Source organism: Pseudomonas sp. H9 (assembly GCF_004353925.1).
GTDB lineage: Bacteria > Pseudomonadota > Gammaproteobacteria > Pseudomonadales > Pseudomonadaceae > Aquipseudomonas.
On sequence record NZ_SMOK01000011.1, the window covers coordinates 81132 to 106025 of the forward strand.

Below are 24894 nucleotides of genomic sequence, written 5' to 3' on the forward strand. Positions count from 1 at the left end.
TGAGGGTGCCTGGAATCAACTGCGGCATAGAGGGTGATGACGCTGACGCAGCGAAACAGCTTCAGGTCGGAACCCAAAGCGCTTCGCTGCATGCGCTCAGTCCAGTGGAGGGGCGGCTTTACTTGCCGAGACGTTTGAGTTGCGCTGGCGTGAACTCAGCCTTGGACATGGGTTTTCCCCAGTCCCACTTCGGGTCTTTGATGGTGATCATGCCCGAGGCATAGCGACCGGAAATCAGGTCGTAGGTCACGTCGGTCGCGTAGAAGGGCAACTCGATGTCGTGGTACTGGGCCAGGTGATTCTCCTGGGTACGCCACAGCAGGCCGCGGCTATCGTAGAGGTCAGTGGCAAGAATCGACCAGGAGTCCTCATCGATATAGAACCGGCGCTTGGCATAGACGTTACGCATACCGGGCTTGAGGTCAGCCTCGATTACCCACACACGGTGCTTCTCGTAGCGGGGCAGGTCAGTGTTTAAGTGACCCACTTTGAGCAAATCGTCATAGCCCAGGTTCTTGTCCATGATTTTGTAGGCGTTATAGGGCACCAGCATTTCTTTCTTGCCAATCAACTTCCAGTTGTAGCGGTCTGGAGCACCGTTGAAACCGTCGACGCTGTCCTGCACCACCTGTCCGAAGGTATAGCGGGCGCTGCTGTCATAGGAAACCGTCGGTGCCCGGCGCACGCGGCGTTGGCCTGGAATGTACTGCCAGGCATCGCGCGTCTGGGCGACTTGGTTGATCGGTTCGTGCACCAGCGTGACCTCGCCGGAATAGCGTGAGGGATTAAGGGTGCGTGTGTAGGTCATGAACAGCACGTTGGAGCTTGGCTCCAGATCGGTAATGTTCTCGCGGAACGCCACCAGACTGTCGTAATCGACGATGGTGTAGGTGCCGTTTTCCTGGACGGTGGCAGACGACAGCTGCCGTTTCACTGAGCCACCACGGTAGCGGGCAATATGGTTCCACACCACTTCCAGTGCCTCGGTCGGCATCGGGAAGGGAATACCAAAGGTGAAGTGCTGCAGCCCGTTACCGCCGTCGGCAAGCTCGGTCTTGGCGACGTTCTCGCGGCTCTGATCCAGGTACTTTTGCGGAATTCGCGCCGTACGGTGAGTTGGGTAGACATTCATCTTGTAATCAGGGAAGCGTGAGAACATCGCTTGCTGCCCCGCGCTGAGAAATGCTTTGTGCTGTTCCAGGTTGTCCTTGGTGATGGTGTACAACGGCTTCTCGTTGGCAAACGGGTTAACGTAGTTGCCGTTCGCTTCGATAGGCGCGGCGCCCGGTTTCATGCCACCGGTCCAGGCCGGGATAGTGCCGTCGGCGTTCGCGGCCATCTCGCCGCCCATGGGGTTAAGCGTGGTGCCCAGTTTGCTGATGTCGGTGTCCTTGGCCTGCACCAGGGAGCAGGCTGCGAGGAGGGCGATGGTGAGGGGCAGTTTTTTCATTATTCCAGTCATGATCAGAAGCTCGCTTTGACGGTGACAGAGGCAAAATCGCGGTCGTCGATGGTGGAGAACTCGTTGGTGCCGAAGAATTCGTTGTAAGCCAGCTCCAACGAATAGTTGTTGCGGTAATCAACGGTCAGGCTGAGGCCGACGGCTTGCTGGCCTTCCTGAAAGTTCGGCCCATTACCTTCGACGTCATGCCGCCAGGTGATTGCCGGAGTGAGGGTGGTGGCTGGCAGCAAGCCTTCGTAGGCCAGAGAAAAGCGGGCGCGATAACCCCAGGAGAAGTGGTTGACCAGCCCCTTGGTATTACAGTTGTCGGCATTGAAGGCGATGATTTCGTCGCGGCTCAGGCCACCACTGCCGGTTGCGCCGGGCGCAGGCACCGCCGTGCAGGTGCTTGCGTTGGTGGGGGCGGTGCGGCCGAAGCCGCCAGCGCGACCGAAACGCTGACCATCGATATCGTCCACCCAGTTAGCGCCGGCCTCCGTGGCCCACGCGAAACGCTGGGCACCGAGGACGTTGGACACGGTGTCGGTTGCGCCGAGGCTGAACTGCCAGACCGGCAGGCGCTCGTAGCCATTGACGCGGCTACCCGGTGCCGGTGCGACCGAGGCGATGGGCGTGTTGGTAGCGCGGGTCGCGAAATAGGCCACCAGGTCGTTGGAGTTCAGCCCCACCGGCTGGTTCGGCCGGTAGCTCAGTTCACCGAAAACCGCAGTAGACCCCAGCACGGTGCTCAGGCTGGCGCCGAACATGCGGATGTCTTCCGGGTATGAGGTGAAGTAGCTCGCGTTGTTGAGCAGGCTGGCTGCGGTGCCCGAGCCGGTGGTGGCAATGCCGTTTCCAACGGGGCTACGGCTGTGATAATTGGCGTAGTAAATGCCCAGGTCGGTGTTATTCAGCTCTTCGAACACATAGTGCAGGGCCAGGCCGTACTGGCCGGTATCCCTGGCCCAATCGGTAGAAGCACGCGGAATGAAGGTTCCGGCGTTCAAGGCCGACTCGGTGCTGCCGCCACTGAGGATCTTGTCGAACTGACAGCCTTCCTGGAGGCTGTCGGCGGCGCTGAAGAAGGTGCCGCAACCGTCGAATACTGAAGGGCGGAAGTTGTATTGCCAGAAACCTTCGATGCTCATGGCGTCGGTAACGTCGAAGTTCATACTGAGCATTTCCACTGGCAACTGGCCTTCCTTGAGCTCAACACCGGGGCGGTTGAAGGCGGACACGTCCAACGGGTTGATGGCATTCACACCGTTCTGCAGGAACAGTGCTTCACCCCAGCTGATCACCTGTTTGCCAAGTTTGGCGTTGAGGCGGTGGCCACCGATGTCAAAGTCTTTCCACACATAGGCGTCGAGGGCTTCGAAGCCTTTGAACTTGGCCAGGTCTTGCCAGCCGTCGTCGTTGAACTGACCAGACAATCCGACCTTGCCCCAATCACCCTCGTTGTTCTCCAGATAGTCGTCGTACCAATACTTGAATCGAACGAAAGCTCCCTGGCTGCCATCGTTCAGGTCGAGGTCGGTAATGCCCTTGAACACGGTGGAGATGGTGTCGCCCTTGTCAAAGTTGAGCTTGCCGTCATCGCCATTGAGGTTGCTGCCGCGCCCGTCCTTACCGATACGGGCCGCGTCGGACTTGGTCATTAGCTTCTTGTCGGCACCCTCCAGTGACCAGCTGGTGCCCAGGCTCAAGGTCGTGTTGACGTTCAGGTTCCAGTCTTCGTCGAACTGGAATGAAGCGGCCTGGGCCGGTATGCCATTGGCGGCCAGGGTTATGCCCACGGCCAACATGCTGGGGCGCAGGAAGTGTGGGGTCGTGGTGTTCAGAACGGCGGAATCTTTCATGCTTTCAAGTCACCTTTTGTTCTTGTTCTGGTGAACATCGACGATATCTGCGAGCGCCGGAATGACCTGCTCGCGGTCACCTCGGTCGATCAACTCCCTGGTGCAGGTTTTCCTTCCCGTTGGTTCAGCAAATGTCGTCGGCGTCTCGCCTCGCGTCGGTCGCATTGACCGTGCAGCGAAGTTATGCGCGCTCAGGAAGGGGGGCTGACCCCCAACAATAGGGGGGCGTGATGAACGCACCGACGAGCGTCATTCACCTCCCCATGATGAGTAGGGTTTGCTGCACTGAGCACCGCTAGCCTCCTGCACATGGGCGTTTGTTCAGTCAGGCATGGCTGCATGCGCCACCTCTGCTTCGGGGCTCGAACGTGCGCCGGGGCGGGGCCGTTGGGGTGTTCGCGACAGGCGTGCGCTCGGCGGGTGATGCCTGCGACGTACTAACAAGGAAAAATCGGAGGATCGAATGCAAAACAACTACGACTTCATTGTCATCGGTGGCGGCTCGGCCGGCTGTGCCCTGGCCGGTCGCCTGGCTGACGGTGGCCCGCACAGTGTTGCGCTGCTTGAGAGTGGTGGAAGCAACCTGACGTCACTGGTGAACGTACCGATCGGCTGTGCTCTGTTAGTGACTGGCTCCGGTAAGTACAACTACGCCTTCGAAGGGCAGCCGCAAGTGGCGCTTGCCGGGCGCACCAATTCCATTCCGCGCGGGCGTGGTCTGGGCGGCAGCTCTTCGATCAACGGCATGGTGTATATCCGTGGTACCCCTTCGGACTACAACGGTTGGGCCGCGCAGGGTTGCAGCGGCTGGAGCTGGGAAGACGTGCTGCCGTACTTTCGTCGCGCAGAGAACAACGAACGGGTGGCCGGGCGTGATGATGACCCGTTGCATGGCGGCAGTGGCCCGCTGCACGTGACCGACCCACGTTCGCCATGTTCCTTTGCCCGCTACTTCGTCGAGGCTGCTTCGGCCGCGGGCCACCCTTACAACCCGGATTTCAATGGGGCCCGGCAAGAAGGCGCCGGGTACTACCAGGTCACCCAGCGCAATGGCGAGCGTTGGGGGGCGGCACGCGCTTACCTGCATCGTGGCCAGGCCCAGGAGCAGGGGCTTGGCGGTGGCCGCCGCAACCTCAGTGTGCTGACCGATACCCAGGTGCTGCGCATTCTCTTCGAAGGTAAACGGGCGGTTGGCGTTCTGGTGGTCAAAGAGGGGCGGGAATGTATCGTGCGTGCGCGCCGCGAGGTCATCCTCAGTGCCGGTGCATTTGCCTCACCGCAACTGTTGATGGTCTCCGGTATCGGTCCGGCTGCTCACCTGGCCGAGAAAGGTATCGCCCTGATCCACGACGCGCCGCAGGTCGGGCGTAACCTGCAGGAGCACGCCGATATCATGCTGCACAGGCGGCCATTCAGTACGGATCTGGTCGGCCTTTCACTGCGCGGCGTGCTGCGCTACCTGTGGGAGGCACGCCGCTACAAACGTGAGCGCAGTGGCATGTTTACCCGTGCGTTCACCGAAGCCGGTGCGTTCCTCAAGACCGACCCGAATCTGGCCGACCCGGACGTGCAATTGCATTTTCTGATGGCTTCCGCCACTGAGGAAGATCGCCGTACACGTCGTTTGAAACACGGCTATGCCATCCATGTCTGCGTGCTGCGGCCGCACAGTCGCGGCGAAGTCCGTCTGGCCTCGGCCGACATGCGTGACGCACCGCTCATCGATCTGCGCCTGCTTGCCGATCCGCGTGACATGGAAGTCATGCTCAAGGGCGTGAAACTGGTCAAAAAGATTCTTGACCAACAAGCGCTGGCGCGGTTTGGTGGCTCGTTCCTGCATTTCGATCACCTGAAATTTGATGACAGCGAGGCCGATGACGAAGGTATCCGTAAGGTGATCCGCAGCTACACCGACGCGGTTTTCCACCCAGTCGGTACCTGCCGCATGGGTTGTGACGAAGACTCGGTAGTCGATCCACAACTGCGTGTGCGTGGTGTCGAGGGGCTGCGAATCGTGGACGCCTCGATCATGCCCAGGCTGGTAGGCGGCAATACCAATGCCCCGACCATCATGATTGCCGAGAAGGCTGCAGACTTGATCCTCTCGGATACTGCTGCTGGCGTGCCCAACGCTACGCAAGCAGTGGTGCGAACGCCGAGCGAGCACACCCCATCCTGATACGCGCACCGGACCTGTTGGCGTGCGCCCGACCCACTACCCGTTATGGGGTGGGAACTGATAGCGCAATGTTGAGGACGCTACACGCTCCGCGATCTATCTGCCCCTGGAGACATTCAAGTGCATCAACTGAACCAGTTCTACATTGACGGCCAATGGGTTGTTCCGGCATCCGGCGCCGAGGCCATCGATATCGTCAACCCCGCGACCGAAGCGGTGATCGGTACATTGGCAATGGGCACTGAGGCCGACGTGGAGCGCGCCGTGGCGGCTGCACGCGCAGCGTTTCCGGCCTGGTCGGCAACCCACCGCGAAGAGCGCCTGGCGCTGCTTGGCCGGGTAATAGAGGTTTACCAGACGCGCCTGGGCGACATAGCCCAGGCCATTCATGAAGAGATCGGCGCTCCCCAGTGGCTGGCCACCGAGCGCCAGGCGCCATTGGGGCTGCTCGCCCTGCAAAGTGCGATGACCGCGCTGCAGGACATTGAATTCAGCAAGCGCCTTGGCAACACCGAGGTGGTCAGCGAACCCATGGGCGTGGCAGCGCTGATTACGCCCTGGAACTGGCCGATCTTCACCCTGGCTGCCAAGGTCGCCTTCGCGCTGGCCTCCGGTTGCACCGTGGTACTCAAACCGTCTGAGTTCGCACCGCTGGACGCGAAGGTTTTCGCCGAAATCATGCATGAAGCCGGCGTTCCGCAAGGCGTGTTCAACATGGTGTTCGGGGCCGGGCCGGTGGTGGGGGCTGCGTTGGCAAGCCACCCCGACGTCGATGTGATCTCGTTGACCGGTTCGACCCGCGCTGGCGTCGAAGTGTCGAGCGCTGCGGCGAAAACGGTCAAGCGCGTACTGCTGGAACTGGGCGGTAAGTCGCCGATGCTGATTCTGGATGACGCTGACCTGGCTGCAGCGGTCAAGGACGGCGTGATCAACGTCATGGTCAACTCCGGGCAGACCTGCGTGGCGCCGAGCCGCATGCTGGTACCGCGCGCGCTGCAAGACCAGGCCAAAGCGATTGCCGCAACCGTAGTCGCAGCAATGCCTGCGGGCGATCCGAGCGATGCCCGGTACAAAGTCGGTCCGATGGCTAATCGCCCACAATTTGAGAAAGTGCAGAAGATGATTGGTATCGGCATCGAGCACGGCGCGGAGGTGGTCGTCGGTGGCAGTGGTCTGCCGGAAGGTGTCGAACAGGGCTATTTCGTGCGCCCGACGGTGTTCGCCAACGTCACCAACGACGCCGTCGTCGCCCGTGAGGAGATCTTCGGGCCGGTGCTGACCATGATTCCCTATGACACCGAGGAAGAGGCCATCGCCATGGCGAATGACTCGCCGTACGGCCTGGCGGCGTATGTCTGGTCAGGCAACCCGGAGCGCGCACGCCGTGTGGCTGGGCGCCTGCGCGCAGGCGTGGTGCGCATCAACGGTGCCATGAGCGATCCACGTGCTCCGTTCGGCGGCTACAAACAGTCGGGCAATGGCCGTGAACTGGGCGTCTATGGCCTGCACGAGTACCTGGAGTACAAGTCCATCGCTCTCTGACGTCGGGCGAAATACGCGGATAAAGAAGAAGCACGCCGCTTCCCTAGAGCAGGGAGCGGCGTGTGTTACATCAAGGCGGCTGGATTACAACTTGCGGGCGATCAGGTCGCGCTGAACTTCGTTCGCGCCACCGACCACGCGGGACACCCGCAGGTCAACGAAGGCACGGGCAACCGGGTATTCGAGCATATAGCCGTAGCCGCCGTGCAGCTGGACCATGTCATCCAGGTGTTTCCACAGGGTTTCGGTGGCGTAGAGTTTGGCAATGGCGGCTTCTTCGACCGTCAGCCTGCGCTGCATCCGTTCGCTGATGTAGTAATCGACCATGGTACGCACGGCGACCGAGGCGGCCTTGGCATCGGCGAGCTTGAACTTGGTGTTCTGGAAGTCCCAGATCGTCTGACCGAAGGCCTTGCGGTCCTTGACGTATGCAAGGGTCAGTTCAAGCAGGCGCTCAAGTTGTACAGCGGCGTACAAGGCGATGTAGAGGCGCTCGGTCGGCAGTTCTTCCATCATGTAGATGAAGCCCTTGCCTTCTTCGCCGAGCAGGTTGCTCACCGGCACGCGGACGTTGTCGAAGAACAGCTCGCCGGTATCAGAGGCGGGTTGGCCGACTTTCTCCAGCTTGCGGCCACGACTGAAGCCGAGACGATCTGCTTCAACCACGATCAGGCTAACGCCCTTGGCACCCGCAGACGGGTCGGTCTTGCACGCCAGCACGACCATGTCGCAGTTCATGGCATTGCTGATAAAGGTCTTACTGCCGTTGATGACGTATTCATTGCCGTCACGCACCGCCGTGGTACGCAGAGACTTGAGGTCGGAGCCACCACCGGGTTCGCTCATGGCAATGGCAAGGATGGTTTCACCCTTGCAAATGCTCGGCAGCCAGAGGTGCTTCTGCTCTTCGGTGCCCAAGCGGTTGATGTACATGGCGATGATGTCGGAATGCAGGCCGAAACCAACGCCGGAGACACCGGCGCGGTGCACCTCTTCGGTGAGCACCGCAGCATGGCCGAAGTCGCCACCGCCACCGCCATACTCTTCTGCAATCATGGTGCACAACAGGCCTTCGCGGCCGGCCTTCAGCCAGGTCTCACGGTCAACCTTACCGGCCTTGTCCCATTCAGCCTGACGTGGCAAGCATTCGCGCTCGAAGAAGCGGCGGGCAGTAACACGTAGTATTTCGTGATCTTCGCGAAAGATCGTTCGTTTGACTTGCATAGGAAGCTCCAATACGTGTGGCAGAGAGGGCGCGTGCCACGCAATGGTGGTGTGTGCCAGTGGACTGAGGCATCGTGCAACGCGAGGCGCACGGAAGTCCTACCCAGGGTGGGGGGGCTTGCTGTGGGAGCGGGCTTGCCCCGCGATAGCGATCTGTCAGTCACACCGCTTCGCGGGGCAAGCCCGCTCCTACCGAGATAAGCTCGCCGCAGGCTGCGGCGTCTGAACCGGTATGCACGTAAAAGTAAAGGCGCAAGGGGCCAGCGGGGCCGCTCAGTTTCTGCCGTACAGGGTGACGACGCAGGCGCCGCCCAGGCCGAGGTTGTGCTGCAGGGCAACCTGTACGCCTTCGACCTGGCGTTTGTCGGCAAGGCCACGCAACTGCTGGGTCAGCTCGTAGCACTGGGCAAGGCCTGTAGCGCCCAGTGGGTGCCCTTTGCACAGCAATCCGCCGGATGGGTTGGTGACTACACGGCCGCCGTAGGTGTTGTCGCCGTCGAGCACAAAGCGCTCACCAGCGCCGACCGGGCACAGCCCGAGCGACTCATAGGTCAGCAGTTCGTTGTGGGCGAAGCAGTCGTGCAGTTCCACCACGCGGATATCATCCGGGCCGATACCGGCTTTCTCGTAGACACGTTCGGCAGCCGCCTTGGCCATGTGGAAGCCGACCAGGCTGATCATGGACTTGGGCTCGAACGATTCCACCGGGTCGGTGGTCATTGCCTGGGCGAGGATCGCCACATCGCTGCGCAGCCCGTGGCGTTTGGCGAAGGCTTCGGTGCAGATGATCGCCGCCGCCGCGCCGCAGGTCGGCGGGCAGGCCATCAGGCGGGTCATCACACCCGGCCACATCAGCGTGTCGTTCATGACGTCTTCAGTACTGACAACTTTCTTGAACAGCGCCAGTGGGTTGTTTGCAGCGTGGCGGCTGGCTTTGGCGCGGATGGCGGCAAAGGTTTCCATCCTGGTGCCGTACTTTTGCATGTGTTCACGGCCGGCGCCGCCAAAGGTGATCAGGTTGCGCGGAATATCACCGGCGTCGGCGCATAGCGCGTCCTGGATCGGCTGGACATCAGCGCGGGGGAACGGGCGATCCGGGAAGGCTGAACGAGTAGGGCCGGCATACATCTGCTCGAATCCGACGGCCAGGGCACACTCGACCTGCCCGCTTTCCACTGCGGCGCGCGCCAGGTACAGGGCACTGGAGCCACTGGCACAGGCGTTGTTGACGTTGAACACTGGGATCGCGGTGCGCCCCACCCGATAGAGTGCGGCCTGGCCGCAGGTGGTGTCGCCGATTGCGTAGCCAGCGAACGCCATTTGCACTTTGTCGTATTCGATATCGGCGTCCTTGAGAGCCAGACGCACCGCCTCAGCACCCATTTCGACGTAGCTCGGGCTGGCGCCTGGTTTGGTGAACTGGATCATGCCGACGCCGGCAACCACTACCTTTATGCTCATGTGTACTCCTCGTTTGCAGATGATTCAGTCGGGTTCAACTGCCGATACCAGCGCAGATCGAATACCGCAGTACGCCATCGCAGCATCGTCCGCATGGCTTCAATTCAATGCTTGCAAATTGTGGGAGGCGCAGACCTACCAACAGTGGGGAGGGCCATGGGCGTCAGGGATGACCGCTAGCGGACGGCATGGCCGGGGCAAATGCCCGCCAGATCAGTGCGTTGGCGTGGCGTTGCTCAACAGGCGTTCGATCATCCATTGAGCGGCGGGTGAGAGCGTCCAGCCAGCGAGGTGGACAATGGCGATGTCGGCCTGGCGATCGAGTGCTGGCGAAATCGCCAGCTCCTGCAAGGTGCCGCGCTGCAGTTCGCCGTGCACGGCTGCGGGGGTGGCGAGCAAAATGGCGTCACTGTCGAGCGCCACACGGATCAGCACCGAGACCGAATCGCTAACCAGGTGGGTAGCGAAGGGCTGGTCGTCGGGCAGTTCGAAGAATCGCGCCAGCGCCGCTTCGGCACTGGGCGAGCGCCGACCGGAAATCAATTGGTAATGGATCAGCTCAGAGGGGCTAAGGGGCATTGTGCCAAGCAGCGGATGGCCTGCTCGGCAATAGGCGCGTGCACTTTGGCGGGTAAGGCGCTGGATGCTGATGCGTCGATCGACGGGCAGCGCGCTGACGTCGGCGACAAAGAACTCGATGCTGCCGTCCAGCAGCATCTCTAGCAGGATCGGTGCGCTTTGGCTCTCGACCTCAACGCGCACGCGCGGCTGCTCGCGCATCATCTCGGCCAACAACGGTGGTAGCAGGGTGGCCAGTGGCAGGGGGCCTGCACCGAGTTTGACGTTGCCCACTTCGCGTCGCAGCAGCATGTCCACTTCCTGCTGCAGGCTGCGGGCGTCGAGCAGCAGTTGGCGAGCTCTGACGACCACTTGCTGGCCTACCGGTGTAACCCGCACGCCCTGTGGCGTACGGTCGAAAAGCTGGCAGTTCAGCTCGTGTTCCAGCGCAACAATGCTGCGGCTCAGGGCCGGTTGTGTCAGGTGCAATCGGGCTGCTGCCCGGACGAAGTTAAGTTCTTCGGATAGCACCAACATGTGCCGTAGTTTTCGCAGGTCCATGATTACACTTTGTTATTGGTTTTGACTTCATAATGCATTGGACTCATTTACCGGACAAGTCGAAGATTTTTTCCACGGATGCTATCCGCCGTGTGGCTACGCCCAGGGGCGAAGTGCCGTCTGCATGCATCGCTGGGTACTTGTTGCTGAGCGTTTGCATCGTTCAATCACCGTTCGGAAATTGGAAAGCCGGAAATGAAACCGATAACAACAATGAATACGCTCCGTCCGAAAAACGCTGTGCATCTGAGCCGTAGCGTCACTGACCGTCGTACCTTGCTGGCGTTGGCACTGGCGCTTGCCGCACAGGGGGCAAGCGCTGACAGCCCGGCGCTGAACCCTTACCTGGCCCAGTCATACAATAACCAGAGCCACCTCAATGATGGCGCCACCAACAGCGTCGATTTCGCGGTGCAACGGGGCCACTATGCATTGACCCCGCAAAGCGCCGAGGTCATCCCTAATGAGTCGTTCAGCGGCCCACTGGTAATGGACAAGGTCGGTGGCAAAGACGTCTATTGGTGGTGGTCCGGCTTCGGCTTGCGCAAGCTGGTTGATGAGCAGGGCAAGTTGGTCGAAGTCGCTCATACCCAGGCACCGGTCACACTGCCGAACTACCAGACAGTCACTCCACAGCAGCGGCGCGAACAGGCATTGGCGGTGCAGAAATTCCTCGATGCCGGTGATGAGAAAGGGTTGCTCACCTACCTCAAAGCCCAGCCGAACCGGCTGATCTCCATGGCCGAAGACCAGGTCGCCGCTGGCGCGCTGTATACCTTGCTGGGACGAGACGACACCTTCTACAGCGGCAGTGGCCGACGCTTCTTCCGCATCGCCCAGAAGGACCCGCAAGACCCAAAATCGACGATGACCCAGATGCACACGGTCATCTTCCCGGAGTCGTTGTTCGACAATGAGAAGGTGGCGCGGGGAACCCGTTTCAAAGGCGACATGATCTTTGGCATGGGCATGTCGTACAACGGCTATGTGGTCGCCAATACCCTGGGCGGCAAGGTGATCACGCTGAACCGCGACACTCTGGAGATCATTGACACCTTCTCCGTTGCCGGTGACCAGGAACTGTTCCTGAACAGCTTCGCCACTGGCCCAGAAGCCAATAACGGTGCTGTCTACGTAGCCTCCAACAGCAACATGTACCGCTTGGTGGTGGACAAGGACGGCAAGATTCACAGCGACGAGGCCAGTGGCGCCTGGAAGGCACCGTATGACCGCGGGGTGATGATGGGGGCGCCGAAGATCGCCGATGGCACTGGCTCCACACCCGCGCTGATGGGCTTCGGCGCGAATGATGACAAATTGGTCGTCATCACCGATGGCGCGAAAAAGATGCGCCTTGTGGCTTTCTGGCGTGACCAGATTCCCCAGGGCTGGAAGCAGCGCCCGGGTACCCTGTCGCCGCGCATCGCCGACCAGCATGTAGTCGACATGGGCGAGGGCATCGAGACGGTGCAGTCAGAGCAGGGGGTGGCCACGTCGGGCAACTACGCCTTCGTGGTGAACAACATCCCGAACAAGCAGGTCACGCCACTGGACCACTCATTGGCCTTCGCTAACCTCACCAACGGTGCTACGCGTCCCGGCCCGCGCGGGGCGGCTGCATTCCAGTGGCAGCAAGACAGCCATTCCTGGCAGCAGAAATGGTCGCGTGATGATGTCTCGTCGGTCTCTGTGGTGCCACTGATCAGCGGCCCCAGCCACATGGCGATCATCGATGGTTACTTCGCCAATAAATGGAACGACCGTTATACCATCGGTATGGACCTGGACACCGGTAAGTCGGTGCTGACCATCCGTAAAGGCAGCGATCCGAGCTACAACGGGTTCTATGCGGTGGTAAAGGTAGATACCAAAGGGCGCATCATGCACGGCAATGCCTTTGGCCTGGCCCGGCTGGACACCGACAAAATGGAAAAGGTAGAGGCGCCTGACGCGGCGCTGAACACTGCTGCCAACCGCTAATCGATCCAGTAATGAGGCACTGGCGGGGCCTGCTGACAAGTCAGCCCGCCAGTCCCACCTGGCACCTCAGTTGCTGCCCGGTGATGTGGGCAGGCGCCAACGGCAACAGGCGAGCAGGGGCCACCTGCTGCGCAGCCGGTGTGGTCAATTGATCGATGGCGCCCGTAGCCAGCAAAAAGAACACCGCAACAAGGGCCAGCCCCTGGGGCAGCGGTAACAAGGGGCCGTAGCTCGATGGCGTGAACGAGCGTGGCCGGCGGGGCTCTGCGGTGAATGGCATTGGCATCTTGCTGCTCTATACAGTTGTTTTCGTCTCAACCATACCGGGCGGCCCTTGCCGGGCTCCCCACCCATGAGAGGTGGGGGAGAAGAACTGATGTGCGTTGCCTGCCGGTATGCGCTTCAGCGGCGAAGCTCTCCGTGCCGTACAGGCGCATCGTGCGGTGAACCGACGGGTCTTGTGCAGCGACTAAGATCAATGCATCGCACATTGGATGCCTGCCATGAGCCGCATCATCATCGCTGATCCCCATCCGTTGATTCGCTATGCGCTGAGCCAGTTTCTAGCGTCGCAGGGCCACCAGATTGTGGCGGCACTTGCCGATGGCGCCAGTGCCTTGCACGAAACGCTGGCGTTGCGTCCACATTTGCTCGTGCTCGGCCTGGATCTGCCGCGACTGGGAGGCCTGGAAGTCATTCAGCGCCTGCGTCAACGCGGCAGCAGTGTGGCTGTCCTGGTATTGACCAGCCAGAGCAACGAGCATTTTGCCTCGCTCTGCCTGCAGGCGGGGGCCACCGGGTTTATTGGTAAAGAGCAGGACCTTGCCGCGCTTTCCCTCGCACTGGCCAGTGTCCTTGACGGTCGCAGCTACTTCCCGGCAGAGAGCCTGCCGGGCGTCATTTCAGGTAGCGGTCAGGGTGAAGAGCGCGAGTTGCTTAAACGCTTGTCACCGCGTGAGGTGACGGTGCTGCGCTATCTGGTGAACGGTCGCAGCAACAAGTCGATTGCTGACGAACTGGCGATCAGTAATCGTACGGTCAGCACTTACAAGACGCGGCTGCTGGAAAAACTGAAAACCGATTCGTTGGCCGGGTTGATGGAAATCGCCTGGCGCAACGGCCTGTTGCAGGTTATATCGACCGAGCCCAAAGAGCCGAGTGATTCACCCCTCGGTGCGCAAGAGCCGTGGGCCGCGTTTATGCAAACGTTTTCCAGTGCCCCCGAGCCTATTACGTTACGCAATGCGCAGGGGCAACTGTTGGCAGCCAATCAGTGCTTTCTCGACCTTTATGGCGTGGACCGTGAACAGGTTATCGGCAAACGCTTGCTCGACAGTGAGGTGCTCAGCGCTCAGGAACGTAAGCGTGTGGACGCGCTGTACCGCGAGGCGTACACCAGAGAGGAGCCTTTCACGGGTGAAATCGTTATTCACCTCCACGGTCATGAGCGTCGAGTGCGCTACTGGGGCGTGCCCTACCGCGACAGCCAGCAACGCATGGTCGCGATGATCGGCTCCAGTCGAGAAGTGCAGCCTGCGGATCAGGCACTCAACACCCTTCATGATCGGCTGCGCAAGAGTGAGTCGCTTCGTCGAACCCGTGTGCGCTACCTGCAAGACGCTGGCCAGCTGTTTCTGCAGGCGTTGACGCAGGTGCGTTCAGCGCTGGAGGAAAAGGTCGCCCCCAGGGCCCGTCAGGCAGCGATTCGCGCCACGAATGACATGACTGAGCGCGTGGAGTTGCTGCTCGATGTATTGCAACTTGAGAACCGGAATGTGCAACTGGCCGTCGAGCGCGTGGATCTGCTGCAATTGACGGCGTTCGTGGTGAATGCCTTCAATGAACGCAGCACCACACGCTACACCCTGGATGTCGGCGCTGTTCCTGAGCGCTGTCAGGTGTGGGTCGACCCGCTGCGCTATCAGCAGATGCTCGACGACCTGTTGATTCATTTCGATCACTATGGGGCACTGACCCTGCGGGTGACGGCCCTGGAAACTGCAGCAGACGAACTGCAGTGGTGCCTGGAACCCGAGTTGGACACAGCGCAGGCCGAGGCGGCGTGGCGCAGCACTTCAGCCAGGACGCTGCACCTGTCCCGCTGCGAGCAACTGGCCTTGCTGATGAATGGCTCGCTGGAAGTCATCACCGGGATTGGGCCGACGCTGGCCCAGTTGCAGATCGTCGTGCTACTGGCCGTAGCGGATCAATGACGTTCACCGGTTGCGCTGCGTTCATGGGGGGCGCAATGGGCATCGAACGCATCAGAGGCATGGCGGACAATCAACTGCCCGCTGGCCAGCGCCTGATAAAGTTGCTCCAGCGATCTGGAGTCGTCGTCCATGTGCTCGGCAATATCGAGTATACGCAGGGTCAACTCGGCAGTAGGAGCCAAGTAGCTCAGCTCTCGCAGTAGCTCGGCCGCCAGTTCGTCGTTGAATGAAGAGCTGCGTATCAGGCGCATCAGGTGCATGGGTCCATAGCTTGTCATGTGTAAGTGCTCCCACTAGGGGCCGGGCGCCGATCCGCCCGGCAAGTCAGGTTGCCGCTCAACTGGCGAGCGGGTGGTGCTGTTCCGGGACGATCTGGGCGAACTCAATGCCGGCGTCGATGGCGGCAGCAAGCGCCTGGTCCGGGTTATGCACCGGGTCAGGTTCCAAGGATGACGGCGTGGCGATATCCGGCGGCTCGATCGGCGCCGACGCCAGCGCACCGAAGTCCAGCTGCGCAGGGTCCAGGCCGGCACTGAGCAAGTAGTCGTGTGCCGGTACCGGGTTGTGCTCGGCGGGCTCACTGCCAGCACTTCCCTCAAACGTGGTGAACGCCAGGTAGGGTGATAACGCTGAGTCACTCGACGATTCGCCGATGGCCATCGACTCCAGGGTGTGTGGATCTTCCGACAGAGCCATACGTCCTGCCGTTTCGCTGCCCATCAGGGTGATCAGCAGATCCTGAGTAGTACTGCCACCCTGGTTGTCGGACACGGTGATGGGGATGGTCAAGGTCGTGCTCTCACCCTCGGCCAGGTGCTGATAGGCGTCGTCGCCTGGGTCGAAGCTATAACGGCCGTCACTGTCGAGGAAGAAGCCTGCGATGCTGGCAGTGGTACTGAAGGTCAGGCTGTCACTGCTATCGACATCGCTGGCATTCAATTGGCCAATCAGTGGGGCACCGCCCTCGCTGACGACCTGTTCGGTGATGGCGCTGAACAATGGCAGGTCGTTGGTGCCGGTGAGGGTGATTACCAGGTTCTGCGAGGCTGTGCCTCCATGGCCGTCATTCACGATGACAGGAATGGTCAGCACCAAGGTTTCGTCCTGAGCCAGGTACTGATAGGCCGCGTTGCTCGGGTCGAAGCTGTAACTACCATTGCCGTTGAGGTTGAACCCCGCGATGTTGCTGGCAGTGCTGAAGGTCAGGCTGTCGCTGGTGTCGATGTCGCTGGCAATCAACTGCCCGGTCAGCGGCGCCGCGCCTTCGGTGGCGAAGCGTTCGGCGATAGCGCTGAACAGCGGTACGTCGTTGGTGCCGGTGAGGGTGATCACCAGATTCTGGCTGGCAGTGCCGCCATGACCGTCATTGGCGGTGATCGGAATGGTCAGCTTCAGGGTTTGCCCGGCTGCCAGGTACTGGTAGGCAGTATTGTTGGGATCGAAACTGTAGCTGCCGTCGTTGCTGAGGGTGAAGCCGGCAACGGTGTTACTGCTGAAGGTCAGTGTGTCACTGGCGTCGATGTCGCTGCCGATCAATTGGCCGACCAACAGGCCGTCGCCTTCTTTGGCGTTCTGTGCGGTGATAGCGGCCAACTGCGGAAGGTCGTTGCTGCCATTGAGGGTAATGCTGATCTGATAGGCCGTGCCGCCCACGGTGCTCAGGCTGAACACGTCGTACAGGCTGTCGCCTTCGCTGAGCTGTTGGATGGCCGCCTGAGTGTTGTCGGCAAGATAGCGCCAGTTGCCGTCGCTGAACAGGTTCAATGTGCCGTAGAGGCCGACGACAGTCTGCGCGACAACGATACCTTCACCGGTGTCCACATCGCTGATGTGCAGTTTTCCGGTGACTTGCAGCTGCCCGGCCAGTACGTCACTGTCTTCTGTGGCTTCGCCGCTCACTTGACCGGTGATGATGGCCGGATCGTCTGTACCGACCACCTGAATGGTGATCGAACGAACCACCTCACCTCCGTTGTGGTCGACACCATAGGCGATAAAGTTGCCGCTCATCACCTGGCCTTCACGCAGCGCCTGAACCTGAGGGGCATCGCCCTTGAGCTGATAACGCCAGGTTCCGTCGGCGCTCATCTGGAATTGGCCATAAGTACCCGCAACGTACATGGGGGACCAGACTGTTGTGTCGTTGTGGTCGATGTCAGTGCTGGTCAACTGTCCCTGGATGGTGTTGGGGCCGTCTTCCTTGATGACGCCCAGTACATCGCCATCGACCTCCGGCAAATAGTTGGCACCGTTCACGGTGACCACGACATCGCGCATCACCTGGGCACCGTTGCTGTCGGTCGCGACGATCCGGAAGGTTTCCTTCAGGCTTTCGTTGGGGTTCAGTGACATCACTTCGTCGTAATGTTCCAGTGAACGGTCGAGCATATAGCGCCAGTTGCCATTGGCGTCGATGGAGAACTGCCCGTAACGCCCGGTTTCGTTATAGGGCGCGATATTGACGAGGTCGCTCTGGTCAGGGTCGGAGGCCAGCGCACGCCCGGCAACAACGATCATGCTACGGTCGGTGACGCTGCCACTGGTAATGCCCGCGAGCACAGGGGTGTCGTTGATGCCTTGCACCGTGACCGTGATCTGTTGCTCGCACAGGGCGCCAGTGCTGTCGCGTACCTGGATGATGAAGATGTCCTGTGCTTGCATACCCTGGGCAAGTGCTTTGAGCGCGGCATTGGTGCTGCTCGGGTCGAGCAGGTAGCTCCAGTTGCCGTCGGCATCGATGCTCAACGTGCCGTAGCGCCCATGGGAATCGGACAGCAGCGAAAAGGCGGCCGTGTCATCCGCGTCCGCGTCCTGCACCGGAACATTTCCACCCAGGGTCTCCTGGGCGCCGGGAATGGCGGTGCCAACGGCCACCGGGTCAATGCGCGGGCCGTCTGCAGTGCCGTGAATGGTAATGGTGATGGTATGCGTCGCGGTGGCACCGTGGCTATCGGTAACGACGACAGTGAATACCTCGTCCTTGTGCTCGTCGACGTTGAGGTACTGGGCCTTGCTGTTGTCCAGGGTGTAGGTCCAGTCGCCATTGGCGTCCAGGAACAATGTTCCCAGTTCGCCTGCCGGGTTCTGCAGTGTCCAGAGGTGGGTATCGTTGATATCCGCATCCCTCACAGACAGGTGACCATTGGCTTGACTGTCCTGGTCTTCGACCACGGTGTCGCTGAACACGCCCTCTATCGTCGGTTCATCATTGGTACCGGTGATATTGACGGTGACACGGGTGTACACGTGTTGGCCGTTGGCGCCAATACCCACCACGTCGAAGTACTCGTCGACCGTCTGGCCTTGGTTGAGCCCCTGTACATGGGCTGCATCGTTGAGCAGGGTGTAGGTCCAACTGCCGTCGGCTCCGAGGGCCAATGTGCCGAACGGATCTGCACCGGGGGTGATGGTCCAGGTGAACGCAACGCCGCCTGGCAGGTTGTCGAGTTGTCCGCTGAGGCTGGGCTGGTTGTCCTCGATCACGGCAATGGCCAGTGGGTCGAGCACGGTATCGCCATCGCCGGGGCCCGGTAGTGGGCGGTCCTGGGTGCCGATTACCGTGATATTGATGTAACTGGACACGGTGGCGCCGTACTTGTCGGTCAGTTGTACCAGAAAACTGTCGATAGCCTGGTCGCCGATTCTCAGCGCTTGGGTGTCCGGGTCGCTGGTGTTGAGTGTGTATGTCCAGTTGCCGTAGTCGTCCAGGGTCAGCTCGCCATAGCGACCTTGGCCTTCGGGCAAGCTCCAGAATGTAGAATCGAGGCGGTCGAGGTCGGCCCCTACCAAACGACCACTGGCTGTTTCGGCCACGTGATGGATGACGGTGTCGGCAGTGACGCCACTGATTACCGGCGCATCGTTGGTACCGAAAACGGTGATGGTGACCTCTTGGTACACCCTGGCGCCATGCTGATCGACGGCAGCTACAACGAACGTCTCGGTGATTTTGTCGTCCGGTGTAAGGGCCTGTACTCGGGCACTGGTATTGTCCAGGCTGTAGGTCCAGTTACCGTTTTCATCCAGTACCAGGTCACCGTAGGCACCGATGTAATGGTGGCTTTGAAAGGTGGGGTGGTCACCTGTGTCAGCGTCGTAGGCCACCAGCTTGCCGGTGACGCTGGTCAGTTGGTCTTCTTGCACCGTGCCGATGATGTTGCCCTTGATCAGTGGTGCGTCGTTCTGCCCCTTGATGATGACGCTGATGTCTTTGAAGTCGGTCACCCCCTGGCCGTCAGTCACCTTGACCCGGAACGTTTCGATCGCAGTATCACCGATGCCCAATGCATCGACTTTCGCCGTGCCGACGTCCAGCTGGTAACTCCAACTGCCGTTGGCGTTGAGGGTGAAGGTGCCGTATTGGCCCGCCTCATTGCCGACGTATTCCCAGGTGGCGGTGTCGCCTACGTCGACATCGCCAGGGTTTAACTGGCCGCCCGTGCGAGTGGCGCTGTCTTCGGTGACGGTACCGGTGCTGGTACCGCCAATGTGCGGGCCGTCGTTGGTGCCGGTGATGCGCACGACGATTGTGGCATTGCTGCGTGCGCCGGCAGCGTCAGTGACGCTGATGAGAAACTCATCCGTGGCGAGCGCACCTTCGGCCAGCGCGTCGGCTTTGCTGTGGTCCAGGGTGTAGACCCAGTGCCCGTCCTGATCGAGGCTGAGGCTACCGTAGAGGCCGTCATACTCACTGCCGAGCGCATTGTAGATGCGCCAGCTCAGTACGTCGCCGATGTCTGGGTCGCCACTGGCGATGTGGCCTTCACACTGGGTGAAGCCGGCGTTGTCCTCGATCACGTTTCCGCTCAGGGCAGGGGAGCCGGGGTCTATCGCCGGGCCGTCGTTACTACCAACGACGCGCAGGGTGATCAGTTGTTCGGCATAACCGCCATGGTTGTCGCTGACGCGCACAATGAAGGTATCGAGCTGCGTGTCACCGGCCCGGATTGACTGTGACAGCAACGGGTCGAGGTTATAGCTCCACACGCCGTTCTGGTTGATGCTGAGGGTGCCGTACACACCTTGTGGGGCCAACACGCTCCAACTGCCCAAGGTATCGCCCTTGTCGATGTCGTTGAACGTCAGTGAACCACTGGCATACAAGTTGCGATCTTCAACCACACTGCCCTGAACGGTGCCGCTGATGCGCGGGTTGTCATTGCTGCCAAGCACGTCGATGCTGATGGTCTGCAGCACAGCAATGCCGGAGCTGTCTTTGGCCCGAACAGTAAACTGCTCAACGTGTCGCTTGCCTTCGGCCAACGCCTGGGTGCTGGCGCGGCTGTTGTCCAGGCTGTAGAGCCAGATGCCGGTGCTGGTGTTGAAGCTCAGCGTGCCGTAGGTGCCAGCGCCGCTGTCCAGCGACCAGTTGAAACTGTCGCCACGGTCGACGTCACTGTGGCTGAGGCTGCCACCAATGGTGTTGGCCAGCGCATCCTCGATCACTTCACCGGTGTGGCTGCCGCTGATCACGGGCAGGTCGTTGGCGCCATTGATGGTAATAGTGATGGTATAGGACACCGGCGTACCGGAAGAGTCGGTGGCCGAGACCCGGAACACTTCGGTGACTTTTTCGCCTTTGGCCAAGGCGTTAGTGGCCTCGCGCGTGCTGTCCAGCGTGTAGGTCCACCTACCGGTCGTGGTGTTGAACGCAAAGTTGCCGTACACGCTGGTGTTGTCGCCTGATTCAGCCCATTTCAAGGTGTCGCCGGTGTCTGGGTCTGTGGCTGTCAGGGTGGCGCTGATCTGGGTGGTACTGGCGTCTTCGGTCAGCGTGCCGGTTTTGGTGCCGCTGATGACCGGTAGGTCGTTACTGCCAGTGATCTGAAGGGTGACCACCTGCGAGACGGGTTGGCCAGAGCTGTCGGTAGCGCGGACGATAAAACTGTCAAAGACCTTGGCGCCGGAGGGCAGCGCGTTGGTGGCCGTGCGGGTATTGTCCAGGGTGTAGACCCAATGCCCGGACGCTGGGTTGATGCTGAGCGAGCCGTAAGTGCCAAGGGATGTACCCACCGACCAGACGAGGCTGTCGCCCTGGTCGACATCGTGCGCCAGCAGATCGCCCTGCGCTGTGTTAAGAGGCGCATCCTCAGTCACCGCGCCGGTTGTAGTGCCGCTGATAACCGGCAGATCGTTGCTGCCGACGAGAGTAATGGTAATCGAGCTGGTGCTGCTGCCTCCCGCTCGGTCGATGGCGCGGACCGTAAACGTCTCGGTAACAGTTTGCCCGGCGAGCAAACCGTCAGTGCTCTGCAGGTTATTGTCCAGGGTGTAGACCCAGCGACCACTGCTGGGGTCGAGGCTGATCGCACCATAATTGCCAATGGCATTACCAGTGATTGCCCACGTGGCGAAGTCGGCATGGTCGACATCGCTGGCGACCAGGGTGCCACTCACGCTGTTGACTGGCGCATCCTCACTGACCGTGCCAGTGCGGGTGCCGCTGATCACCGGCAGGTCGTTGGTGCCGCTGACGCTGATGGTCACGGTGTGCGTTACCGGCTGCCCGGACGAATCGGTGGCTTGTACGACAAAGCGCTCCTCGGCTTGTTGCCCGGCGGCCAGGGCCTGGGTGGCCGCCCGAGCATTGTCCAGGCTGTAGGTCCACAGGCCGCTGCTGGCATCGATGACCAGCGCGCCGTAAGCACCACTGCCGTTGACCACCGACCAGCCCAGGGTGTCGCCGGTGTCCACATCGCTTGCTGTCAGCGTGCCGCTGGCCGTCAGCAGCGTGTCTTCGACGACCGCGCCGCTGTTGCTGCCACTGATCACCGGCAGGTCATTGCTGCCGATGATGGTGAGCGTGAGTGTTTGCGTGCTGAAGCCTCCCGCCAGATCGGTGGCGCGGACCGTAAACGTCTCGGTGACGGTTTGCCCGGCGCGCAGGCTGTTGGTGCTCTGCAGGCTGTTGTCCAGGGTATAGACCCAGCGACCACTGTTGGGGTCGAGGCTGATAACGCCGTAGGTGCCGGCGACGTTGCCGTCGATGGTCCAGCGGCTGAAGTCGGCATGGTCGACATCGCTGGCGATCAGGGTGCCACTCACGCTGTTGACTGGCGCATCCTCACTGACCGTGCCAGTGCGGGTACCGCTGATCATTGGCAGGTCATTGGTGCCGCTGACGCTGATGGTCACGGTGTGCGTGACCGGCTGCCCGGATGAGTCGATGGCTTGTACGACAAAGCGTTCCTCGGCTTGTTGCCCGGCGGCCAGGGCCTGGGTGGCCGCCCGGGCATTGTCCAGGCTGTAGGTCCACAGGCCGCTGCTGGCATCGATAACCAGCGTGCCGTAAGCACCACTGCCGTTGACCACCGACCAGCCCAGGGTGTCGCCGGTGTCCACATCGCTTGCTGTCAGCGTGCCGCTGGCCGTCAGCAACGTGTCTTCGACGACCGCGCCGCTGTTGCTGCCACTGATCACCGGCAGGTCGTTGCTGCCGGTGATGGTGATGGTGATCCATTGCTGAGCGGTACCGCCCAGACCGTCGGAGACGGTGGCAACGAACTGCTCCGTTACCTGTTGCCCAGCCGCAAGCGACTGAGTGGTGGCAAGGGCGTTGTCCAGGCGATAGATCCAGGCACCGCTGGCCGCGTCTATGGCAAGCGTACCGTAGAGGCCAAGCGTCGATCCCAGGCTCCAGCTCAGGCTGGCACCGAGGTCGATGTCGCTGGCCAGCAGTTGGCCGCTGGTGAACTGCAGCGGCGCATCTTCGATCACGCCGCCCGCGATAACCGACACTGCACTGATCAGCGGGGCATCATTGATACCGTGCAGGGTGATGACTATCTGATGACTGGTGCCATCCAGACTGGTCACGGTGAAGCTGTCGGTGACACTGCTGCCCTGGGCCAGTTGCTGGATAGCCAGCTGGTCGTTGTCGGCGTGGTACTGCCAGTTTCCGTCGGCATCGAGGGTCAGTGCGCCGTAACGGCCCTGCAGGGGATTGCCGGCGTCATGGGCGACGAAACTGGATTGGTTGTCGTCCACATCGCTGATGCTCAAGCGGCCAGCGGTTTCCAACAAGCGGGTAGCGGCGCTGATGTGGTCTTCAGTGACGCTGCCGCTGTCAACGCCGGTGATGATTGCTCCTTGGTTAGTGCCAATCAGGGTGATGATCAGGTTTTGGGTTGCGCTGGCACCGTGATTGTCGGTCACGATCAGGGTGATGGTCAGCGTCTGCCTGGCCCCCTCGGCCAAATGCTGATAAGCCGGGTTTGTCGGGTCGAAGTGGTAGGTGCCGTCCGGGTCGATGCTAAAACCCTCGACAACGCTTGCGCTGCTGAAGGTCAGCACGTCGCCGTCGTCTATATCGCTGGCCATGGCGATGGCACTGATTGGCGCATCGCCCTCGTGGACTTCACGCGGGGTGAGTACGCTCATCACCGGCAGATCGTTGGTGCCGGTGAGGATAATGGTCAAATCGAGGGTCGCGCTGCCGCCGTGGTTGTCGCTGACGGTAATTGGCACGCTCCATTGCTGCGTTGCCCCCTCGGCCAGGTGCTGGAAGTCAGCTTGGCTCGGGTCAAACCTGTAACTGCCATCGGCATTGAGGATGAAACCGGGCAGGGTGGCTTGGGTGGCGAACGTCAGGCGGTCGCCCTGATCGACGTCGCTGGCGTTGAGCTGGCCGTGGACCACGGCGCCATCTTCGCTGGCGTGCAACGCACTGGCCTGGCTAATCACCGGCACGTCATTGGTGCCTTGGAGGGTAATCGTGATTTGGCTAATGGCACTGGCGCCATGTTCGTCGGTAACGCGTACGTTGAAGGTTTCCTGCAGTGACTGGCCGACGCCCAGAGCTTGAACGGCGGGCAGGGCATTGTTCAGGTGATAGCGCCAACTGCCGCTTGCGCTATCCAGCTCCAGGTGACCATAGAGCCCTTGCAGAGCGTCGCCAGCCCAGCTCAATTGCGCCCCTTGGTCGACGTCGCTGGCCTGCAGCGTGCCAGACACGGTATTGATCAGGTCTTCACTGACCGTACCGTCAAGCACGGAGGTGGCGCAGATTTGCGGTTGGTCGTTGGTGCCGACCACCACGACACGAATCACTGCATGGGTCGGGACATTGACGCCGTCGCTGATGCGCACGAGGAACTGCTCGACCACCTGCTGACCCGCGGCCAGTGATTGAACGGCGCTGCTGGCGTTGTCGAGCTGGTAGTGCCAGTGCCCCTGGCCGTCCACGCGCATCATCCCGAGCGGGGAGTCCGGCGATTGCACCTCCCAGATCAACGCCGCACCGGGCAGGCCGCCGCTGGCAAGTAACTGGCCACTGGCCTCCAGCGCGCGGTCTTCAAGGGTGATTCCAAGTTCATCGCCAACCACTTGCAGGGTGGGCACTACATACTCAGGCTTGGCTGCGCTGGTGCTGATACCGATGGCGTTACCTGCGCCATGGGCGCGGGCGCTACCGGTGATGGCCGTGGCGGACGGCGTGAAATGCAAGCGCGCGGCGTCAACCAGCAGCATGTCACGCAGTGAGTCCGGCGGCACCCAGTGACCGCTGGCTTCGTCCCGAAAAAAGCCTGGTGCGCCAGGGGCGGCAGCCTCGACCGGCACAGGGCCGGTGTCCGTATTCACAGGCAGCGCAGCGGATGCACCCTGGCCGGCGGCCAGTGGGCCGCTCTGGTGGGCTGGGCCATGGCCGTGTGCCTCACCCTGATCAATGGGGGCCAACCTTGAACCTTCCAGTGGCGAAGTCCAACCCAACGGAGATTGTTCGTCGGGCAGCGGATCGTGGCCAAAGTTATGTTCGCGGGCGCGCAGGTTCTCGGCGGCCGCTTCTGCGCCTTGGGCCGACTGCGCGGCGTCTTTGGGGGCGCCGCGAGGAGGAAGTGTGTGGTCAGTCATTTTGCTCACCTTTTGAACGCGCTTTCT

At 61.1% G+C, this 24894-nt stretch carries 12 protein-coding genes; 4 read left to right on the top strand and 8 right to left on the bottom strand.

Annotated features, from left to right (window positions below; translation table 11 throughout):
• Positions 1-118: 118 nt before the first annotated feature.
• Positions 119-1450 (bottom strand): DUF1329 domain-containing protein, encoded by a 1332-nt coding sequence (locus tag E1573_RS08470; protein ID WP_256659501.1) that lies wholly within the window; start codon positions 1448-1450, stop codon positions 119-121.
• A 14-nt stretch (positions 1451-1464) separates the two neighbouring features.
• A complete protein-coding gene (locus E1573_RS08475) occupies positions 1465-3300 on the bottom strand; it encodes a DUF1302 domain-containing protein (protein WP_133212542.1) in 1836 nt (611 codons plus the stop codon).
• Between the two features lie 463 nt (positions 3301-3763).
• Between E1573_RS08475 and E1573_RS08480 the strand changes: the two genes are divergently transcribed.
• Positions 3764-5479: a GMC family oxidoreductase gene (locus E1573_RS08480; protein WP_133212544.1), complete on the top strand. Its 1716-nt coding sequence runs from the start codon at positions 3764-3766 to the stop codon at positions 5477-5479.
• Between the two features lie 120 nt (positions 5480-5599).
• A complete protein-coding gene (locus E1573_RS08485; RefSeq protein WP_133212546.1) occupies positions 5600-7021 on the top strand; it encodes an aldehyde dehydrogenase family protein in 1422 nt (473 codons plus the stop codon).
• A gap of 84 nt (positions 7022-7105) precedes the next feature.
• Here E1573_RS08485 and E1573_RS08490 read toward each other — a convergent pair whose 3' ends face one another.
• The 3 genes from E1573_RS08490 to E1573_RS08500 all read right to left on the bottom strand — a co-directional run bounded on the left by E1573_RS08490 (position 7106) and on the right by E1573_RS08500 (position 10825).
• Positions 7106-8245 carry an acyl-CoA dehydrogenase family protein gene (locus E1573_RS08490; protein WP_133212548.1) on the bottom strand — a complete coding sequence of 380 codons (1140 nt, stop codon included), beginning with the start codon at positions 8243-8245 and terminating at the stop codon, positions 7106-7108.
• Positions 8246-8518: 273 nt separating this feature from the next.
• A complete protein-coding gene (locus tag E1573_RS08495; protein WP_133212550.1) occupies positions 8519-9706 on the bottom strand; it encodes a lipid-transfer protein in 1188 nt (395 codons plus the stop codon).
• 213 nt (positions 9707-9919) lie between these two features.
• On the bottom strand, positions 9920-10825 hold the full coding sequence (locus E1573_RS08500) for a LysR family transcriptional regulator (protein ID WP_133212552.1): 906 nt from the start codon (positions 10823-10825) through the stop codon (positions 9920-9922).
• A gap of 213 nt (positions 10826-11038) precedes the next feature.
• Between E1573_RS08500 and E1573_RS08505 the strand changes: the two genes are divergently transcribed.
• Positions 11039-12805: a hypothetical protein gene (locus E1573_RS08505; RefSeq protein ID WP_218568369.1), complete on the top strand. Its 1767-nt coding sequence runs from the start codon at positions 11039-11041 to the stop codon at positions 12803-12805.
• Positions 12806-12845: 40 nt separating this feature from the next.
• Here E1573_RS08505 and E1573_RS08510 read toward each other — a convergent pair whose 3' ends face one another.
• Positions 12846-13091, bottom strand: a complete 246-nt coding sequence (locus tag E1573_RS08510) for a hypothetical protein (protein ID WP_133212554.1) — start codon at positions 13089-13091, stop codon at positions 12846-12848.
• Between the two features lie 217 nt (positions 13092-13308).
• On the opposite strand from E1573_RS08510, the gene E1573_RS08515 reads away from it, so the two are divergent.
• Entirely contained in the window at positions 13309-15018 is a 1710-nt protein-coding gene (locus tag E1573_RS08515; protein WP_165957308.1) for a response regulator, read from the top strand.
• Here the strand turns inward: E1573_RS08515 and E1573_RS08520 are convergent.
• Together E1573_RS08520 and E1573_RS08525 are read right to left on the bottom strand one after the other, a co-directional pair.
• Positions 15012-15296, bottom strand: a complete 285-nt coding sequence (locus E1573_RS08520) for a hypothetical protein (RefSeq protein ID WP_133212558.1) — start codon at positions 15294-15296, stop codon at positions 15012-15014. The two genes, E1573_RS08515 and E1573_RS08520, sit on opposite strands and share 7 nt — an antisense overlap.
• A gap of 58 nt (positions 15297-15354) precedes the next feature.
• Positions 15355-24867, bottom strand: coding sequence for a VCBS domain-containing protein (locus E1573_RS08525; protein ID WP_133212560.1), 9513 nt, complete (start codon positions 24865-24867; stop codon positions 15355-15357).
• Positions 24868-24894 lie beyond the last annotated feature (27 nt).

Bases quoted from the DNA above. Each gene is read 5' to 3' on its own strand.
- E1573_RS08470 (WP_256659501.1), bottom strand. From the start codon at position 1,450: ATGAAAAAACTGCCCCTCACCATCGCCCTCCTCGCAGCCTGCTCCCTG.
- E1573_RS08475 (WP_133212542.1), bottom strand. From the start codon at position 3,300: ATGAAAGATTCCGCCGTTCTGAACACCACGACCCCACACTTCCTGCGC.
- E1573_RS08480 (WP_133212544.1), top strand. From the start codon at position 3,764: ATGCAAAACAACTACGACTTCATTGTCATCGGTGGCGGCTCGGCCGGC.
- E1573_RS08490 (WP_133212548.1), bottom strand. From the start codon at position 8,245: ATGCAAGTCAAACGAACGATCTTTCGCGAAGATCACGAAATACTACGT.
- E1573_RS08495 (WP_133212550.1), bottom strand. From the start codon at position 9,706: ATGAGCATAAAGGTAGTGGTTGCCGGCGTCGGCATGATCCAGTTCACC.
- E1573_RS08500 (WP_133212552.1), bottom strand. From the start codon at position 10,825: ATGGACCTGCGAAAACTACGGCACATGTTGGTGCTATCCGAAGAACTT.
- E1573_RS08505 (WP_218568369.1), top strand. From the start codon at position 11,039: ATGAATACGCTCCGTCCGAAAAACGCTGTGCATCTGAGCCGTAGCGTC.
- E1573_RS08510 (WP_133212554.1), bottom strand. From the start codon at position 13,091: ATGCCAATGCCATTCACCGCAGAGCCCCGCCGGCCACGCTCGTTCACG.
- E1573_RS08515 (WP_165957308.1), top strand. From the start codon at position 13,309: ATGAGCCGCATCATCATCGCTGATCCCCATCCGTTGATTCGCTATGCG.
- E1573_RS08520 (WP_133212558.1), bottom strand. From the start codon at position 15,296: ATGACAAGCTATGGACCCATGCACCTGATGCGCCTGATACGCAGCTCT.
- E1573_RS08525 (WP_133212560.1), bottom strand. From the start codon at position 24,867: ATGACTGACCACACACTTCCTCCTCGCGGCGCCCCCAAAGACGCCGCG.